The 17,695-nt window shown below is 58.0% G+C and carries 16 protein-coding genes and 1 tRNA gene; 5 read left to right on the forward strand and 12 right to left on the reverse strand.

The window, feature by feature from the left end:
* Positions 1-4: 4 nt before the first annotated feature.
* The 5 genes from livG (at position 5) to ACO06L_RS10715 (ending at position 4,975) form a co-directional block, all read left to right on the forward strand.
* Positions 5-760: a high-affinity branched-chain amino acid ABC transporter ATP-binding protein LivG gene (gene livG / locus ACO06L_RS10695; protein ID WP_148608916.1), complete on the forward strand. Its 756-nt coding sequence runs from the start codon at positions 5-7 to the stop codon at positions 758-760.
* A 9-nt stretch (positions 761-769) separates the two neighbouring features.
* Complete coding sequence (locus ACO06L_RS10700) at positions 770-1,471, forward strand: ABC transporter ATP-binding protein (protein WP_202348485.1); 702 nt, start codon at positions 770-772, stop codon at positions 1,469-1,471.
* 242 nt (positions 1,472-1,713) lie between these two features.
* Complete coding sequence (locus tag ACO06L_RS10705) at positions 1,714-2,178, forward strand: DUF3015 domain-containing protein (RefSeq protein WP_064230012.1); 465 nt, start codon at positions 1,714-1,716, stop codon at positions 2,176-2,178.
* An 89-nt stretch (positions 2,179-2,267) separates the two neighbouring features.
* On the forward strand, positions 2,268-4,133 hold the full coding sequence (locus tag ACO06L_RS10710; protein WP_202348484.1) for a DUF4105 domain-containing protein: 1,866 nt from the start codon (positions 2,268-2,270) through the stop codon (positions 4,131-4,133).
* The gene (locus ACO06L_RS10715; protein ID WP_202348483.1) at positions 4,103-4,975 is read left to right on the forward strand and encodes an alpha/beta hydrolase; all 873 of its coding nucleotides are present in this window, start codon (positions 4,103-4,105) and stop codon (positions 4,973-4,975) included. The genes ACO06L_RS10710 and ACO06L_RS10715 overlap by 31 nt, the downstream gene beginning before the upstream one ends.
* Before the next feature lie 88 nt (positions 4,976-5,063).
* Here the strand turns inward: ACO06L_RS10715 and pnp are convergent, their stop codons facing one another.
* The 12 genes from pnp to folP all read right to left on the reverse strand — a co-directional run bounded on the left by pnp (position 5,064) and on the right by folP (position 17,672).
* Positions 5,064-7,178, reverse strand: a complete 2,115-nt coding sequence (gene pnp / locus ACO06L_RS10720; RefSeq protein ID WP_227716147.1) for a polyribonucleotide nucleotidyltransferase — start codon at positions 7,176-7,178, stop codon at positions 5,064-5,066.
* Between the two features lie 359 nt (positions 7,179-7,537).
* Positions 7,538-7,807, reverse strand: a complete 270-nt coding sequence (rpsO, locus tag ACO06L_RS10725; RefSeq protein WP_064230008.1) for a 30S ribosomal protein S15 — start codon at positions 7,805-7,807, stop codon at positions 7,538-7,540.
* Between the two features lie 78 nt (positions 7,808-7,885).
* A complete protein-coding gene (truB, locus tag ACO06L_RS10730; protein ID WP_202348481.1) occupies positions 7,886-8,827 on the reverse strand; it encodes a tRNA pseudouridine(55) synthase TruB in 942 nt (313 codons plus the stop codon).
* The gene (rbfA, locus tag ACO06L_RS10735; protein WP_202348480.1) at positions 8,824-9,249 is read right to left on the reverse strand and encodes a 30S ribosome-binding factor RbfA; all 426 of its coding nucleotides are present in this window, start codon (positions 9,247-9,249) and stop codon (positions 8,824-8,826) included. The genes truB and rbfA overlap by 4 nt, the downstream gene beginning before the upstream one ends.
* Positions 9,250-9,274: 25 nt before the next feature.
* The gene (gene infB, locus ACO06L_RS10740) at positions 9,275-11,818 is read right to left on the reverse strand and encodes a translation initiation factor IF-2 (protein WP_202348479.1); all 2,544 of its coding nucleotides are present in this window, start codon (positions 11,816-11,818) and stop codon (positions 9,275-9,277) included.
* An 18-nt stretch (positions 11,819-11,836) separates the two neighbouring features.
* Entirely contained in the window at positions 11,837-13,330 is a 1,494-nt protein-coding gene (nusA, locus tag ACO06L_RS10745) for a transcription termination factor NusA (RefSeq protein ID WP_202348478.1), read from the reverse strand.
* A 55-nt stretch (positions 13,331-13,385) separates the two neighbouring features.
* Positions 13,386-13,847 carry a ribosome maturation factor RimP gene (gene rimP, locus ACO06L_RS10750; RefSeq protein ID WP_064230003.1) on the reverse strand — a complete coding sequence of 154 codons (462 nt, stop codon included), beginning with the start codon at positions 13,845-13,847 and terminating at the stop codon, positions 13,386-13,388.
* Positions 13,848-14,167: 320 nt separating this feature from the next.
* Positions 14,168-14,252, reverse strand: a tRNA-Leu gene (locus ACO06L_RS10755).
* A 7-nt stretch (positions 14,253-14,259) separates the two neighbouring features.
* Positions 14,260-14,640, reverse strand: a complete 381-nt coding sequence (secG, locus tag ACO06L_RS10760) for a preprotein translocase subunit SecG (RefSeq protein ID WP_008171532.1) — start codon at positions 14,638-14,640, stop codon at positions 14,260-14,262.
* A 24-nt stretch (positions 14,641-14,664) separates the two neighbouring features.
* Positions 14,665-15,423: a triose-phosphate isomerase gene (tpiA, locus tag ACO06L_RS10765; RefSeq protein ID WP_202348477.1), complete on the reverse strand. Its 759-nt coding sequence runs from the start codon at positions 15,421-15,423 to the stop codon at positions 14,665-14,667.
* Between the two features lie 75 nt (positions 15,424-15,498).
* Positions 15,499-16,842 (reverse strand): phosphoglucosamine mutase, encoded by a 1,344-nt coding sequence (glmM, locus tag ACO06L_RS10770; protein WP_202348476.1) that lies wholly within the window; start codon positions 16,840-16,842, stop codon positions 15,499-15,501.
* Positions 16,842-17,672 carry a dihydropteroate synthase gene (gene folP / locus ACO06L_RS10775; protein ID WP_202348475.1) on the reverse strand — a complete coding sequence of 277 codons (831 nt, stop codon included), beginning with the start codon at positions 17,670-17,672 and terminating at the stop codon, positions 16,842-16,844. The genes glmM and folP overlap by 1 nt, the downstream gene beginning before the upstream one ends.
* Positions 17,673-17,695 lie beyond the last annotated feature (23 nt).

Genomic DNA, 17,695 nt, shown 5'->3' on the forward strand with positions numbered 1-17,695 from the left:
GACGATGCTTGAAGTACAGAATCTGTCCATGCGCTTTGGCGGCCTGCTGGCGGTAGACGAAGTGTCTCTGGACGTTCAGGAACACGAAATCGTGTCCATCATTGGTCCCAACGGGGCCGGCAAAACCACCGTATTCAACTGCATGAGCGGTTTTTACAAACCGACCGGCGGCAAGATCCTGTTCGAGGGGAGAGAAGTACAGGGTAAACCCGACTACAAGATCTCCCGACTGGGGATGGTGCGCACTTTCCAGCATGTGCGGCTGTTCAGCCAGATGACGGTGGTGGAAAACCTGCTGGTGGCTCAACACCGCCACCTGAACACCAACCTGATTTCTGGCCTGATCAAAACCCCCAGTTACCGGACCAAAGAGCAGAAATCCCTGGATCGGGCCGCCTACTGGCTGGATCGGGTTGGCCTGCTTGACCTGGCCAACCGGGAAGCCGGCAACCTCGCCTATGGCCAACAACGGCGTCTGGAGATTGCCCGCTGCATGGTGACCGAGCCCAAGCTGTTAATGCTCGACGAGCCGGCAGCCGGCCTCAACCCGGCGGAAACCAAGGAACTCAATCAGCTGATCGTCAGCCTGAAAGAGGACTACAACGTTTCCGTGGTGCTGATTGAGCACGACATGAGCCTGGTAATGGATATTTCCGATCGCATCAACGTCATCAACCAGGGTCGCCCCCTGGCCAGTGGCACACCGGAAGAAATCCGCCAGAACGACGACGTGATCAAAGCCTATCTGGGCGAGGCCTGAGGTAACCACATGCTAGTACTAGAAGATGTCCATACCCATTACGGCAAGATCGAGGCCTTGCACGGGGTGTCTGTCGAGGTCAAAAAGGGTGAGATCGTCTCGCTGATCGGCGCCAACGGCGCCGGCAAGACGACCTTGCTGATGACCGTTTGCGGCAATCCCCAGGCCAGTTCCGGTCGCATTTTCCTGGAGGGCCGTGAGATTACCCGCGAGCCCACCGCCCAGATCATGCGTTCCGGCATTGCCATCGTTCCTGAGGGACGGCGGATATTCTCCGGCCTTACGGTGGAAGAAAACCTCCACATGGGTGGTTTTTTCAACACCAAGGCAGAAATCCGCAAGAGCCAGCAGCACGTCTATGAGCTCTTCCCGCGCCTCAAGGAACGCGAGCATCAGCGCGCCGGAACCATGTCCGGCGGCGAGCAGCAAATGCTGGCCATCGGGCGGGCACTGATGAGCAGACCCAACATGATCATCCTCGATGAACCATCGCTGGGCCTGGCACCGCTGATCATCAAGCAGATCTTTGAGATCATCGGCCAGCTTCGCGAGGAAGGCATCACCGTCTTCCTGGTGGAGCAGAACGCTCACCAGGCGCTGAACCTGGCCGACCGGGGCTACGTGCTGGAAACCGGCAAGATTCGCCTGCACGACACCGGCAAGAATCTGCTGGAAAACCCGGATGTTCAGAACGCCTACCTGGGCGGCTGATCAAAACCTCCTGAAAGCAAGGTCAAAACCGGTGTGTGGCAACATGCACCGGTTTTTTTTGTGGGCCGAATCAATTACTCACCAATCTTTAAACTTGCGTTGGCTGGAGATCAACTATACTCAAATCAACGGTCAACCTGTCTCCACAAGACCAGTCAGGGCCGTTTTCGCAATGCTGCTCCACGTCAGGGGCAGCATTGTGTATTGCGACGAGAGCTTTAAACCACAGAAAGGAGTGGATAATGAAAAAACTGATCGCAGGTGCAATTCTTCTGGGTGCCTCCTCCATGGCCTTTGCCCAACCGGGCTGTGGAGTAGGCGCCATGATCTGGAAAGGACAATCCGGCATTGCCCCCCATGTACTGGCCGCTACCACCAACGGGACCTTTGGTAACCAGACCTTTGGCATGACTTCAGGCACCCTTGGCTGCCAAACCAACCAGTCCGTTCAGTCCATGGCTATGTACATGGACAGCAACATCGACAAGGTCGCCCGTGACATGTCCCGCGGTTCCGGCGAGAACCTGGACACTCTGGCAGTACTTCTGGGGGTTGACGAAGCGGATCGCGATGCCTTCCGGAAAGTCCTGCAGGATAACTTTGCCACCATTTTCCCGAGCTCTGACACCACCTCCGGCGAAGCGGTCGATGCCATCGTCGCGCTGCTGGAGAAAAACGAGTCACTCAGCAAGTACGTAGCAGCCTGATACTGACTCATTGAATGGACTCTCATGCGCCAGGGACGGCGCATTGTTCCATCCTCCATACCGTTCAACCCCGGATGCAGTAAACACCCATGGGCAACATGCTTCGCATTGGGCCAGCGCTGATCTGGCTTGCAGTCAGCCTGCCAACCCAGGCTAATACGCCTGAAAACACATCCAAAATCCATCTCGATCCTGCCTGGCTCACACTTATCCATTATCAGCCCGACACCTTTGGCGATGGATATACCAGCCAGGCCGACGATCCGGCCTTTTTTCTGAGCGAAGACGGCAAACACTCACCACAGGCAGAGCTGGAAGCAACCCTTGAAGCTATCCAGAGGCCCGGCGAAGGTGATGACCATGCCCGCTGCCGTTTCCCGGCCAGGGAAACCTGGCTAAGCCAGCAACTCGATCTGTCGCTCCCGGAAATCGAGTGCCCCGGTTACCGGGAATGGTCGGAAACACTGAACACCGAGACGGTAACCCTGGTGTTTGCCGCCTCTTACCTGAACAGCCCCTCTTCCATGTTCGGCCATACGTTTTTGCGCCTGGACCCACCCCAGGATGACGAAGAAACCAACCTGCTGCTGGCCAACACGATTTCCTATGCTGCCGATGCGGCAGCCCACGACAGTGAACTTCTGTTTGCCTATAAGGGCATTTTCGGCGGCTATCCCGGCATCACCACTGTCCAGCCCTATTATGAAAAAATACGGCTGTACTCGGACATCGAACATCGCGACCTGTGGGAGTACAAACTGAACCTCACACAGCACGAAGTGGACCTGATGATCGCCCACGCCTGGGAGATCAGAGATCGCAATTTCGACTATTACTTCTTCGACGAAAACTGCGCTTACCGCCTGCTGGCACTGATAGACATCGCGCGCCCGGGCACGGACCTGCTGGGAGAAGTAAGCACTCACGCCATCCCGTCGGACACGGTACGTTGGGTAGTGGACAAGGACCTGGTCAGCGATGTGTATTACCGGCCCTCGGCCGCCACGTCCGTGGCTTACAGTCTCTCGACTCTGCCCGACGATCACCAAACGCTTGCGGCGGCAATTGCCAATGGCTACGTCGCCCCCGATGCCAATGAAGTGAACTCTCTGCCAGCCGAGCAGCGGGCCCATGTTCTGGACGCCACCTACGACTATGTTCGCTACAAGAGCGAGGCCGACGGCTGGCCCCGTGAAATTGCCGCGCCGCTCTCCCATGACCTGTTGAGGGAGCGCAGCCAGATCACCAACGCCGCTCCACCGGAAGACCCGCCCAGGCCGGTTGTCAGAGACGACCAGGGCCATGACACGTTCCGACTGAGCCTTGGAGCTGGCCAGCAGGCCCACAGGGAATTCACCCAGTTGACCCTGCGCCCGGCCTACCATGACTTCCTGGACCCGCCGGCCGGCTACCGCACCGGCGCCCAGCTTCAGTTCCTCAGGCTCGACGCGCGCCTGTATACAGATAACAACGAGCTTCAACTGGAACAGCTGACCGGAGTGGAAATCCGCTCCCTGAGCCCGCGGAACGCCTTTTTCTCGCCACTGTCCTGGCAGGTAGGGTTTGGTGGCCGCCGAACCGACACCGGCACCGACCGGGTCCTGACCACCTACCTTGAGGGCGGAGCTGGCGGCAGCTGGCGCCTTGGCAACCAGACCCAGGCCTTTGCCATCGCCACCGCCGACCTGGAGATCGACGACGACCTGCGTCGAGGCTACGATGCTGCTCCAGGCGCGGATATCGGCCTGCTCCATCAGAACAACCAGTTCAGCCTGCTTGCCGGTGCCAAAACCAAGGCCTGGATTGTCAGCAGCCAGCACCGCCAGGACCAGCTCTACGCCAAAGCCAACTGGCACATCGGCCGCGAGTTCAGTCTGTTTGCCGAGTTTACCCGCGAACATCACTACGACAGGTACCAGAGCGCATGGCACGCCGGAATCAACGCCTACTTCTGACCGCCACCAAGGCCCGGTTAAGCGGGCTTTTGGTTGCCCTTCTGCTGCTATCCGGTTGCAGCAGCGTATTCTTCTACCCGGATCGGGTGACTTACATCACCCCGGACCGACTAAACCTCGAATACGACGACGTCTACCTTGATACCGCCGACGGCGAAACCCTGCACGGCTGGTGGCTACCCGCAGAAACGCCTGAGAGTGGCGCCAGGGGCACTGTCTATTTCCTCCACGGCAATGCCCAGAACGTCAGCAGCCACATCCTCAACGTGGCGTGGCTGCCCGAGAGAGGCTACAACGTCTTTACCATCGACTACCGGGGCTACGGCAAATCCACCGGTGACCCGGACATCGAAGGCGCCCTGCACGACGTCGAAACCGGCCTGCGTTGGCTGATTGAGAAGCCAGAAGTGAGTGAACGGCCTCTATACATACTGGGCCAGAGCCTCGGCGGCGGACTGGGAATCGCTCTGGCCAGTGAATGGACTCAGCGGGAAGAACAGCCCCGCCTGGATGGTGTCATTCTGGACGGCACATTCTCAGGCTTCCGTAGAATCGCCCGGGAGAAGCTGGGGGAATTCTGGCTTACCTGGCCGTTGCAGATTCCGCTGAGCTGGACGATTTCTGAGGACTATGAGGGCGTGGATCATATTCCGAGGATCAGCCCGGTGCCGGTAATGGTGATCCACAGCGTGCGGGATGGAATTATCCCGTTTCATCATGGGGAGGCCCTGTACGAAGCTGCAGAGGAGCCCAAGGAGTTTTTGCAGACGGATACGCCGCACGGGGCGACGTTTGTTATCCCCGGGTATCGGAAGGAAGTGATTCGGTTTATGTCGCAATAAAAAACCCGCCAATCCGGAGGAGCGGCGGGTTTTTCTTTGTCGGATTACGCCTTTGGCTAATCCGACCTACCGTTCAGGGGAAGTTCCCTCAGGCAGAGAAATCGGTCGGCTGATCGCCTTCCTTGATTTCCTTCATGGACAGCTTCACGCGACCACGGTTGTCCACATCCAGGACCTTCACCAGAACTTCCTGACCTTCGCTCAGCTCGTCAGTCACGTTCTCGATGCGGCGATCAGAGATCTGGGAAATGTGCACCAGACCATCCTTGCCGGGCAGGATGTTAACGAAGGCACCGAAGTCCACAATGCGCTCAACGCGGCCTTTGTAGATAGCACCTACTTCGATCTCAGCCGTGATTTCCTTGACCCGGTTCACCGCCGCCTGGGCAGCTTCCTGGTTGTCAGCGTAGATCTTCACGTTGCCGTCATCATCCAGATCGATGGAAGCACCGGTTTCGTCACAGATCGCGCGGATAACAGAACCGCCCTTACCGATAACGTCACGGATCTTCTCCGGGTTGATCTTGATGGTGGTGATGCTCGGAGCACGGGCAGACAGTTCGGCACGTGGGGTAGAGATAACCTTGTTCATCTCGGCCAGGATGTGCAGACGCGCTGCGTGTGCCTGCTCGAGCGCAAGCTCCATGATCTCATCGGTGATGCCATTGATCTTGATATCCATCTGCAGGGCAGTTACGCCCTCCTGGGTACCGGCAACCTTGAAGTCCATGTCGCCCAGGTGATCTTCGTCACCCAGGATGTCAGTCAGTACCGCGAACTTGTCGCCTTCCTTGACCAGACCCATGGCGATACCGGCAACCGGCGCCTTGATGGGCACACCTGCGTCCATCAGCGCCAGGCTGGAACCACAGACAGAGGCCATGGAGCTGGAACCGTTGGATTCGGTGATCTCGGAAACCGCACGGATTGCGTACGGGAATTCTTCCAGGGTCGGCATAACCGCCAGAACACCACGCTTGGCCAGACGACCGTGACCAACTTCGCGGCGGCCCGGAGTGCCCACACGACCAGCTTCACCCACGGAGTACGGAGGGAAGTTGTAGTGGAACAGGAACGGATCCTTGCGCTCGCCTTCCAGGGCATCAATGATCTGCACATCGCGGGAGGTACCCAGCGTGGTGGTCACGATGGCCTGGGTCTCGCCACGGGTAAACAGGGCGGAACCGTGAACGCTGGGCAGAACGCCCACTTCAATTTCAATCGGACGGACAGTCTTGTTGTCACGACCGTCGATCCGGGGCTTGCCATCGATAACCTGCTGGCGAACCACACTCTTCTCGATCTTGCCGAAGTACTTTTTAACTTCGTCTTCGGAAGGCTGGCCTTCCTCTTCACCGGCCAGTTTTTCAACGGCAGCGGCTTTCACCTCACCCAGGCGCTCGTAACGGGCCATCTTGTCGCGGATGCCGTAGGCTTCCTCGATAGCACCGGCAAAGTCGGCCTTGATGGCGTTCAGCAGCTCTGTATTCTCGGCCGCCGGCTGCCAGTCCCAACGGGGCTTGCCGATTTCTGCGGCAAATTCCTTGATGGCGGCAACCGCTGTCTGCATTTCCTGGTGGCCGTAAAGAACACCGCCCAGCATCTGGTCTTCGGTCAGGCCCTTGGCTTCGGATTCCACCATCAGAACCGCGTCTTCGGTGCCGGCAACAACCATGTCCAGCAGGGAGGTTTCCAGCTCTTCGAAAGTCGGGTTCAGGAAGTAACCGCGCTCGTTGGTGTAACCCACACGGGACGCACCGATAGGGCCGTCAAACGGGATACCGGAGATGGACAGCGCAGCAGAAGCCGCCAGCATCGCAGCTATATCCGGATCCTGGTTCTTGCTGGAGGACATAACCGTGGTGATGACCTGAACTTCGTTCATGAAGCCGTTCGGGAACAGCGGACGAATCGGACGGTCGATCAGGCGGGAAGTCAGTGTTTCCTTCTCGGAAGGACGACCTTCACGCTTGAAGAAGCCACCGGGGATTTTGCCCACAGCGTAGGTCTTCTCGAAGTAGTTCACGGTCAGCGGGAAGAACGGCTGGCCGGGCTTCGCTTCCTTGGCGCCAACAACGGTACCGAGAACGGAGATATCATCTACGGTTACCAGTACGGAACCGGTTGCCTGACGGGCAATACGGCCGGTTTCCAGAGTGACGGTCTTGCCGCCAAGCTCGAATGATTTCTTGAAAGGTTTCAGATCCACAAAAAACTCCTGGTCTATCTGTTCCAGATTGATTCGTCCCGAACGCCCCTGCGCTCGAAACCATAGGTCTGCAGATGATGTGCTGTGGTCTGAAGAGCAACCCGTCTGAAAGCTAACAGGCTGTTGCAAAACCCCGGTCTGAAGGGCGGCAAATGCGAGAGGCCGCCGGGCCCGGGCTTTTCAACAACCTGCTATCAATTTCGGCTTTCCATTACGACAGGGAATCCTTCGATAACACAGACAATCCAACTGCAGTGGGAGAAAAACACAACCAGCAGACCCCGCGAAGGGCCTGCTGGTTGACGGCTGCCACCGGAAACACCGGCGCGGCCCTCAGGTCGTAGAGACCCGGATTAGCGACGCAGACCCAGACGCTGGATGAGCTCCAGGTAACGGTCGGCGTTCTTGCGCTTGAGGTAGTCCAGCAGCTTACGACGCTGGTTTACCATCCGGATCAGGCCGCGGCGGGAATGGTGATCCTGCTTGTTGGCCTTGAAGTGATCCTGCAGCTTGTTGATGTTGGCGCTCAGCAGTGCCACCTGAACTTCAGGGGAACCGGTATCGCCATCACCTTGCTGAAAATCCTGAACGATCTGTGCTTTCTCGTTGGCAGAAAGTGCCATAACTCACCTCATTGTTTGCGATGCTTTCGAATACGGCCGAACCGCGCATCTCTACAGCCCGGCTAGACAGCGGCGCGCCTAACGCTTTCCGCTGCTCTTCACCAGTCGGCGTGGGACCAGATTGGTCTGCTCGCCTTCCGGGAATGCTTCTGCCAGCCCCACAAAGCTTTCGTTCGCGCTCTCATTTGCATAGAGACGTACGAAGCCTTCATAGGCCCGACCTGGTATTCTAACCGGTTGTCCGTTCAAGATCGATACCAGCGCCGGCCCCGCCAGACGGTGCTCGGGGAACATGGAAAGCGCGGCATCCGGCGCCACGAGCAGGCCATCGAGGCTTTCACCCCGTTCGCGCATCGCCTCGAGGTCGCTCACCACATGGGCGTTGGCCAGGGTAAACCCGGATGCCATGGTGCGGCGTAACGCCGTTACATGGGCACCACAACCCAGGGCCTCACCAATATCCTCAACCAGTGAGCGAATGTACGTACCTTTGGTGCAGCTGACCGCGATATCCAGCTCATTCTCCCGAATATCCAGGAGCGTCAGTTCGTAGATGGTCACCGGCCTTGCCGGACGTTCCACCTCGATCCCTTCCCGGGCGTATTCGTAGAGCGGACGCCCCTTGTGCTTGAGCGCCGAATACATGGAGGGAACCTGCTGGATTTCACCCCGGAAACCGTCCAGTAGGGGCTCCAGCACGTCGGCTGTCAGCCCTTCGGGTACCGGTTTCTCGGCAACAACAGCGCCCTCACTGTCACCGGTTTCGGTTCGGACTCCGAGCCGGGCGGTGGCAATGTAGGCCTTGTCGCTGTCGAGCATCATCTGGGAGAACTTGGTGGCCTCACCAAAGCACAGCGGCAGCACGCCGGTGGCCAGAGGATCAAGGGCGCCGGTGTGGCCTGCCTTGGCGGCTCCGAACAGGCGCTTGACCTGCTGAAGAATGCCGTTGGAGGTGACTCCGGCCGGCTTGTCGATAACCAGGATACCGTTTACGTCACGGCCTTTGCGTCTGCGGCTCAAGCGTTACGCTCCGGGTCGTCCTGGTCGTCGTTTTCATTTCGGTCCACGGCCGGCTTGTCGCCAACCGCCTCGCGAATGAGGCTATCCATCTTGCGGCTGTAGCCCTGCAGTGTGTCGAAGTGAAACCGCAACTGGGGCACTACCCTAAGCTTCATCGCTCGCCCTACCTGGCCTCTCAGAAAGCCCGAGGCCTTGTTGAGTACCGCGATCGATTCCCTGACTTCCGGAGACTCCTCCGTCAGTTCTTCGGTGGATAACAGGGACACATAGATATCGGCGTAGCCAAGGTCACGACTGACCTTGACCGCGTTTACCGTGACCATGCCCACCCGCGGGTCTTTCACTTCCCGCTGGATGAGCTGGGCCAGTTCCCGTTGCATCTGATCGCCGATGCGATCAATACGGCTGAACTCTCTTGGCATCAGGCTTCCTTCAAACTCGGGCGCATCACGCGCCGGTGGACTCAAGCTTGCGCTCGACCCGGACGCGATCAAAGACCTCGATCTGGTCACCGACTTTCACGTCGTAACCCTTAACGCCAATACCGCATTCCATGCCGTTACGGACTTCAGGTACGTCGTCCTTGAACCGACGCAGGGATTCCAGCTCGCCTTCAAAGATAACCACGTTGTCCCGCAGAACCCGGATCGGCTTGTTCCGGTAAACTGTGCCCTCGGTAACCATACAACCGGCGACCTGACCAAACTTCGGCGAACGGAACACATCGCGAACATCGGCGATACCAACAATGTCTTCGCGGAATTCCGGAGCCAGCATGCCGGTCAAGGCCGCTTTCACATCATCAATCAGGTTGTAGATGATGCTGTAGTAGCGCAGATCCAGGCCTTCCTGCTCAACCAGACGCTTGGAGGCACTGTCGGCACGCACGTTAAAGCCGAAGATAACCGCACTGGTGGCCATGGCCAGGCTGACGTCGGTCTCAGCAATACCACCGACACCAGAAGATACGATCTTGACCTGGACTTCCTCGTTACCGAGGTCCTGCAGGGCCTTGGTAATGGCTTCCAGAGAACCACGAACGTCGGTTTTGAGCACAACATTGAGGGTTTTGACCTCGTCCTTGCCCATGTTCTCGAACAGGTTCTCAAGCTTGGCCGCCTGCTGACGCTGGAGACGCTGCTCCCGCTCACGGCTCTGACGGAACTCGGCCAGCTCTTTGGCCTTCTTCTCGTCGGCAACGGCGAAGAACTCGTCACCGGCATCCGGTGTACCATTCAGACCGAGGATCTCGACCGGAATAGACGGGCCCGCTTCCTTGACCTGCTTGCCGGCTTCATCGGTCATCGCCCGAACCTTACCGAAGTAGGAACCGGCTACGACCATGTCGCCCTGACGCAGGGTACCGTTCTGAACCAGCACAGTTGCTACGGAACCACGACCGCGCTCAAGGCTGGATTCAACAACCACACCTTTGGCCGGCGCATCGGTTGCCGCTTCAAGCTCAAGCACTTCTGCCTGGAGCAACAGCGCTTCCAGCAGATCTTCAATGCCCTCACCGGTGTGTGCTGAAACAGGCACGAACTGAACGTCACCGCCCCAGTCTTCCGGGATGACTTCCATACCGGCCAGCTCGGTCTTGACGCGATCGGGATCGGCCTCTTCCTTGTCCATCTTGTTGATGGCAACAACAATGGGCACACCTGCAGAGCGAGCATGCTGAACGGCTTCCTTGGTCTGCGGCATCACGCCATCATCAGCGGCGACCACCAGAACAACGATGTCAGTGCACTGGGCACCGCGGGCACGCATGGCGGTAAAGGCCGCGTGGCCCGGGGTATCCAGGAAGGACACCATGCCGTGGTCCGTTTCTACGTGGTAGGCACCAATATGCTGGGTAATACCACCGGACTCGCCGGAGGCCACCTTGGTACGGCGGATGTAGTCCAGCAGGGAGGTCTTACCATGGTCAACGTGACCCATCACGCTCACAACCGGAGCACGTTTGGTTTTCTCGCCACCTTCGAAGGAGAATTCGCTCAGAACCTCTTCTTCGAATGCATCTTCGCTTACAGTTTTGGCTTTATGACCCAGCTCCTCGGTCACCAGAACCGCAGTTTCCTGGTCCAGTGCCTGGTTGATGGTGGCCATGACGCCCATGCCCATCAGGGTCTTGATGACATCCGCCGACTTGACCGCCATACGCTGGGCAAGGTCACCGACAGAAATCGTTTCCGGAATCTCTACTTCTCTGACCATTGGTTTGGTCGGCCTCTCGAAGCCATGACGCTTCTCTTTGGGTTTCTTTTTCGCACGCAGCGGCTTGCGCAGCGTGGTCTCTTCCTCATCCTCGGAGATAACCAGCGGCTCCTCCACCGGACGACTGCGAGGACCACGATGGCCAGCCTGCTTTTTCTTCGGCTTGCCCTCTTCAATCTCGTCGCCGCGCTCGCGAACTTTTTCTTTCTTTTTCTTCGGCTTCCGATCCTTGCCTTCACCCTCGGGCGGCGGCATCGGCATGTCTTCCGGAGCGGGAACCGGCTCGGGCTCAGGTTCTTGCTTCGGCTCGGCCTTCTCTGCCTGCTCCGGCTGTTCTGATGTCGCTGCCTCGGCGGGCTTCTCTGCCTCCGGCTGCGGTGCCTGTTCGGCCGCTACCTTTGGCGCCTCTTCCACCGGTGCTTGCTCCGGCTGCTGCTCAGCTACCGGCTCTTCCGGTTTTGCTGCTTCAGCCTCAGGCTGCAATTCAGCACGTTTGATGTAGGTACGGCGCTTGCGAACCTCAACATTGACGGTCTTTGCCTTGCCGGCCTTGAGCGTGGTGGTGGTCTTACGCTTCAGGGTAATCTTGCGCGGTTCGGCGTCGGCCTCACCGTGGGTCTTTCTCAAATAGGCCAGCAACTGCTGCTTCTCATCGCTGGAGACAGAATCATTCTCGGAGCGGGCTTTCAGGCCAGCCTCCACAATCTGCTTCAGCAAACGATCCACGGGAGCGCCTACATCTTCGGCCAGTTGTTTTACCGTTACTTCAGCCATACTGGTCCTCCTCCCGAATTAAGCCTGGTCTTCAAACCAGGGGGCACGTGCAGTCATGATAAGCTGACCAGCACGCTCTTCATCCATACCTTCAATCTCGAGCAGGTCGCCAACCGACTGCTCTGCCAGATCTTCCATAGTGCGCACACCCATGCCGGCCAGCTTGAAGGCCAGGCTACGGTCCATGCCGTCCATTCCCAGAAGATCCTCTGCCGGCTCAGCACCCTCGAGCGCTTCCTCGCTTGCCAGGGCCTGGTTCAGCAGGACGTCCTTGGCACGACGGCGCAGCTCGGTGACGGTCTCTTCGTCAAAGCCTTCGATCGCCAGCATCTCTTCCATTGGCACATAGGCCACCTCTTCGATGGAGGTAAACCCTTCCTCAATCAGCACACCGGCAAATTCTTCATCAACGTCCAGATTGCCAGTGAAATGCTCGACAAGCCGGCTGTATTCCTGCTCCTGACGCTCACCGGCTTCTTCCTCGGTCATCACGTTCAGGGTCCAGCCTGTCAGATCCGTGGCCAGGCGAACGTTCTGGCCGTTGCGGCCGATTGCCTGTGCCAGGTTGTCTTCCGCCACCGCCACTTCCATGGTGTGCCGGTCCTCATCCATAACGATGGACGCCACTTCTGCAGGGGCCATGGCATTAATAACCAGCTGGGCCGGGTTGTCGTCCCACAGCACGATATCAACACGCTCACCGCCCAGCTCATTGGACACGGCCTGAACCCGGGAGCCACGCATGCCAACACAGGCACCGACGGGGTCGATACGGCGATCGTTGGTTTTCACCGCAATCTTGGCCCGGGAGCCGGGATCCCGGGCAGCGCCACGGATCTCGATCAGATCTTCGGCAATCTCCGGCACTTCGATGCGGAACAGCTCGATCAGCATCTGCGGCGACGTACGGCTGAGGATCAACTGCGGGCCGCGGTGATCGGTACGGATCTCCAGCAGCAGCGAACGCACCCGATCACCCATGCGGAAGGTCTCGCGGGGGATCAGGAATTCACGTGGCAGCAGGGCCTCGGCATTGGCACCCAGATCAACAATGACATTGTCCCGAGTCACTTTCTTGACGGTACCGGAAACCAACTCACCAACGCGGTCGCGGTAGCTGTCGACAATCTTCATGCGCTCGGCTTCGCGCACTTTCTGGAAGATAATCTGCTTGGCCGCCTGGGCGCCAATCCGGCCAAAGGCCTCGGATTCGATTTTCTCCTCGTGGATGTCGCCAGGCTTCAGGGCCGGATCAATTTCCTCCGCTTCCTGCAGGGTGAGCTCGGTGCCCAGCGCAGGAACGGCGTCATTATCCACCACCAACCAACGGCGGAAGGTTTCGTATTCGCCGGTTTTCCGGTCGATTGATACCCGGATATCCGCCTCTTCGTCTTCAAAGCGTTTTTTGGCAGCGGTGGCCAGTGCCAGTTCGATCGCCTCAAAAATGACATCCTTCTCGACACCTTTCTCGTTCGAGACGGATTCAACCACCAGCAAGATCTCTTTACTCATTGGATTGCCCTGCCCTTAAAATCAACTGTGCGTCCACGGACTTCATTCAAATCGTTCACTCAAATACCGGCACGATGTGGGCTTTTTCAATGCTGTCGAATGGCAGCAGATACTCGTGATCATCAACGACCACAACCACATCATCACCTTCCACGCCTTTGATCAGCCCCTGAAACTTCCGGCGACCCTCAAACGCCATCCGGAGACGAATCTGAACCTGGTGACCAACAAAGGCCTCGTATTGCTCAAGACGAAACAGCGGCCGATCCATCCCCGGGGATGAGACCTCCAGTGTGTACTCGGTCTGGATGGGATCTTCCACATCCATCACACCGCTGATCTGACGACTGACTTTTTCGCAGTCGTCGATGCCGATGCCGTTCTCGGCATCGTCAATAAACACCCGTAACAGGGAATGATGGCCCTGTGAGCGGAATTCAATGCCCCAGAACTCATACCCCAAACCTTCCACTACAGGCTGAAGAATGTCTTCCAGTTGCTTAAGCTTGGCTGACAAGTTGTGCCTTCTCCGTTATCAATTTACCGGCCCCAAAAACAAAAAAAGGGCTGTTTTATCAGCCCTTTTTATGCACCAGGGCCCTTTGCGCCAGGCCCCTTAATCAAAAAGCCCCGAACAATGGGGCCTTTTGTTGCAAGAACTCGCAGGAAGCAAACCGGTGTACCGCTTCCTGCTGACAGACACCTGGCCTGCCAGAAACCCGCCAGCACCACGCGGCAGGTCCCAATATCCGCCGGAGTATAGAGACGCCGGGCAGACTGGTCAAGGACTGACCAAAAAAAACGGCCTGGAAACTCCAAGCCGTTTTTCTTCTAATATGGTGCCCGGGGCCGGACTCGAACCGGCACGGCTTTCGCCACTACCCCCTCAAGATAGCGTGTCTACCAGTTTCACCACCCGGGCAACATTCTTACTCGAGTTCAGGGAGATCAGACTCCCCACCCTCCGCTTCGCTGGCTGCGGCTTCGCCATTGTCAGCAGCGGTATCAGCAGGGGCGGCGCTGCTGGATTCCTGAACAACTGGAATACCGGCTTCGCCTGCCACTTCGGCACGCTGCTTGGCAAAAATCGCCAGCGAGAAACTTGTTACAAAAAATACCACTGCGAGCAGAGTCGTGAAGCGGGTAAGAAAGCTACCGCTGCCCTGACTACCAAACACAGTCTGCGATGCACCACCACCAAAGGCAGCGCCGGCATCTGCGCCTTTGCCCTGCTGGATCAGCACCAGACCCACCAGCGCCACCGCGATCACCACGTGCACAACGACTACCAGCGTTTCTACCCAATCCATAACGACTCTCGCGAACCTTTAAATTCAGGTACCCGCCGGAACACTCCGGCAAATACTTACAAAATCTTCTGCTTTGAGCGACGCTCCGCCGATCAAACCGCCGTCAATATCCGGCTCGGCAAAAAGAGCGGCTGCATTATCCGCTTTTACACTGCCCCCGTAAAGGAGGGAAATCTCATTGGCCGGCGCACCCATCTCTGAAAGCACCTGTCGGATCGACCCATGCATCGCCTGGGCGTCTTTCGCCGTAGCGGTTTTACCGGTGCCGATTGCCCAGACCGGCTCGTAGGCAACAATCACACGCTGCCACTGGCCCTCCGCAATCTTCGCCAATCCTGCCCTTACCTGGGAGGCGACAACCGCTTCGGCTTTACCTGCCTCACGCTCTTCCAGAGTCTCACCGACACAAAGCACCGCGTGAAGCCCGGCTGCAATGATGCGCTCGACCTTTTCGGCAACCACATCGTCTTTTTCACCGAAGAGCTGGCGACGCTCGGAGTGCCCGGCCAGGGCAAACTGACAGCCCTGATCCAGCGCCATTTCCGCAGAAATCTCGCCGGTGTAGGCACCGGACGCCCACTGCCCTACGTTCTGAACGCCAACTGCCAGGCTATCGCCTGCGTTAGCGACTACGTCTCCGACATAAATTGCGGGAGGAATAATAACAACCTCGACGCCATTATCAAGAGAGGCCGCCTGGGATCGCACATCGCTTACCAGCGCTTGTGCCAGGTCTTTCGACCCGTTCATTTTCCAGTTTCCGGCTACGATCTTTCGACGCATAACAGTTCCCGAACGTGAGGGAGGGCGAACTATACAGCACTCCCTCCCCGCAGACAACCGCCTGAAAACACAAAATTAAGCGGTGGATTTCTCCACAACTTTCGCCAATTCCTCGACCACTCGCAAAATCTCGGTGGCGTCTTGGCCTTCCGCCATCACCCTGATCAGCGGCTCGGTTCCGGAGGCCCTGAGCAGAATTCGTCCGGAGCTGCCCAGCTCCGTTTCGGCTTTACGAACAGCGGCTACGATATCGTCACGACTGAACGGATCAAAGCGCTGCTCTACGCGAACATTGATCATTTTCTGGGGCAGCTTGCTCATACCCTGTCGAAGATCGGAAAGCGTTTTGCCGGATTTCCAGACAGAAAGCAGAACCTGCAACGCCGAGACAATGCCGTCACCGGTACTGGTGCAGTCGCGGATAACCATGTGCCCGGAGCCCTCGCCACCCAGCACCCAGTTATTCGCGAGCAGACGCTCCATGACGTAGCGGTCGCCAACTTTCGCACGCTCGAATTCGATTCCGATTTCATTCAGCGCGAGCTCAACGCCCAGGTTGGTCATCAGCGTACCCACGACACCACCCTTCAGACGATCTTCCGCAAAGCGCTGGGAGGCGATCACGTAGAGCAGCTCATCGCCGTCGACTTCAGATCCGTCCCTGTCCACCATCAGGACCCGGTCACCATCACCGTCAAAAGCAATGCCCAGATCAGCTCCTTTTTCGAGCACTGCTGCCTTAAGGGCATCCAGATGCGTGGAGCCGACGTTCAGGTTGATGTTAAGACCATCCGGATCACCTCCGATCACCGATACCTTGGCACCAAGTTCACGAAACACCTTCGGCGCCACGTGGTAGGTCGCCCCATGGGCACAATCCAGTACGATGTTCATGCCGTCGAGGGTAAATTCGTTGGGGACGGTGCTTTTGCAGAATTCCACATACCGGCCGGGGGCATCGTCCACGCGGGAGGCCTTGCCCAGCTCGGTTGGCCCACAGACTTCAATGGGCTTGTCCAGCCAGCGCTCAATCTCTGCTTCCAGGGCATCATCAAGCTTGGTCCCGGCCGCCGAGAAAAACTTGATACCGTTATCGTGATGGGGGTTGTGGGAGGCACTGATCACGATACCTGCCGAGGCGCGAAAAGTGCGGGTCAGGTAGGCGATAGCCGGCGTCGGCATCGGGCCGAGCAGCTTTACATCAACACCCGCCGCGGACAGACCAGCCTCCAGGGCGGATTCGAACATGTAACCGGAAAGCCGGGTATCCTTGCCGATCAGCACACTGTTGCGCTGGCCATCCCGCTTGAAGGCCTGACCGGCGGCCCAACCCAGTTTGAGCATGAATTCCGGCGTTATCGGAAACTCGCCCACGCGCCCGCGAATACCGTCCGTACCAAAGTACTTTCTCTCGGACATTAACCTGCCTCCTTCACTGCCGCCACCACGCGGATAGCGTCTACTGTTTCCCTGACATCGTGCACACGAATAATACTGGCACCCTTCATGGCCGCTATTGTCGCGGCCGCAAGGCTTGCAGGCAACCTTTCATTCACGTCGCGGCCAGTGATAAGGCCCAGCATGGACTTCCTGGAAACACCAACCAACAGGGGATGCCCCAGGATACGCATCTGCTCAAGGGAGGCCAGCAACTGCAGGTTATGCTCGAGGCTTTTACCAAAACCGAAGCCGGGATCAAGCAGAATGTTTTCAGGGCGAATCCCGGCGAGTTCCGCAACTCGCATGCGCTCGGTCAGAAAGGCGCTGACTTCCCGACGCACATTCCGGTACTCCGGCCGATCCTGCATGGTATCCGGCTCACCCTGAATGTGCATGATACATACCGGCAGACCCGCCCGGGCGACGGCCTCCGCTGCACCTTCCCGCTGCAGCGCGCGAACATCATTAATAAGGCCGGCCCCAAGCTTTGCCGTCTCCGCCATAACTTCCGGAGCGCTGGTGTCTACCGAAATCACAGCATCGAGCTCGCGGGCAGCAGCTTCCACGATAGGACAAACCCGGTCAAGCTCCTCCTGGACAGACACCGGTGTCGCCCCCGGCCTCGTGGATTCGCCTCCGATGTCGATAAAGGTGGCTCCATCGGCAACCATCTGCATGGCCCGGACGAGGGCCGCATCCGGCCGGTTAAATTGGCCGCCATCGGAAAACGAATCCGGTGTTACATTCAGAACGCCCATCACGTGACAGCAGGACATATCGAGTTCCCGCCCGGCAAAATTCATTTTCATGGCAAACCTTTTATCAATGACAA

The organism is Marinobacter sp. (genome assembly GCF_965229985.1).
In the GTDB taxonomy this organism is placed as follows: Bacteria; Pseudomonadota; Gammaproteobacteria; order Pseudomonadales; family Oleiphilaceae; genus Marinobacter.

What these genes read in the sequence shown, in the direction of transcription:
- livG (WP_148608916.1), top strand. Translation starts at nt 5, where the DNA reads ATGCTTGAAGTACAGAATCTGTCCATGCGCTTTGGCGGCCTGCTGGCG.
- ACO06L_RS10700 (WP_202348485.1), top strand. Translation starts at nt 770, where the DNA reads ATGCTAGTACTAGAAGATGTCCATACCCATTACGGCAAGATCGAGGCC.
- ACO06L_RS10705 (WP_064230012.1), top strand. Translation starts at nt 1,714, where the DNA reads ATGAAAAAACTGATCGCAGGTGCAATTCTTCTGGGTGCCTCCTCCATG.
- ACO06L_RS10710 (WP_202348484.1), top strand. Translation starts at nt 2,268, where the DNA reads ATGGGCAACATGCTTCGCATTGGGCCAGCGCTGATCTGGCTTGCAGTC.
- ACO06L_RS10715 (WP_202348483.1), top strand. Translation starts at nt 4,103, where the DNA reads ATGGCACGCCGGAATCAACGCCTACTTCTGACCGCCACCAAGGCCCGG.
- rpsO (WP_064230008.1), bottom strand. Translation starts at nt 7,807, where the DNA reads ATGGCACTTTCTGCCAACGAGAAAGCACAGATCGTTCAGGATTTTCAG.
- rbfA (WP_202348480.1), bottom strand. Translation starts at nt 9,249, where the DNA reads ATGCCAAGAGAGTTCAGCCGTATTGATCGCATCGGCGATCAGATGCAA.
- infB (WP_202348479.1), bottom strand. Translation starts at nt 11,818, where the DNA reads ATGGCTGAAGTAACGGTAAAACAACTGGCCGAAGATGTAGGCGCTCCC.
- nusA (WP_202348478.1), bottom strand. Translation starts at nt 13,330, where the DNA reads ATGAGTAAAGAGATCTTGCTGGTGGTTGAATCCGTCTCGAACGAGAAA.
- secG (WP_008171532.1), bottom strand. Translation starts at nt 14,640, where the DNA reads ATGGATTGGGTAGAAACGCTGGTAGTCGTTGTGCACGTGGTGATCGCG.
- tpiA (WP_202348477.1), bottom strand. Translation starts at nt 15,423, where the DNA reads ATGCGTCGAAAGATCGTAGCCGGAAACTGGAAAATGAACGGGTCGAAA.
- glmM (WP_202348476.1), bottom strand. Translation starts at nt 16,842, where the DNA reads ATGTCCGAGAGAAAGTACTTTGGTACGGACGGTATTCGCGGGCGCGTG.
- folP (WP_202348475.1), bottom strand. Translation starts at nt 17,672, where the DNA reads ATGAAAATGAATTTTGCCGGGCGGGAACTCGATATGTCCTGCTGTCAC.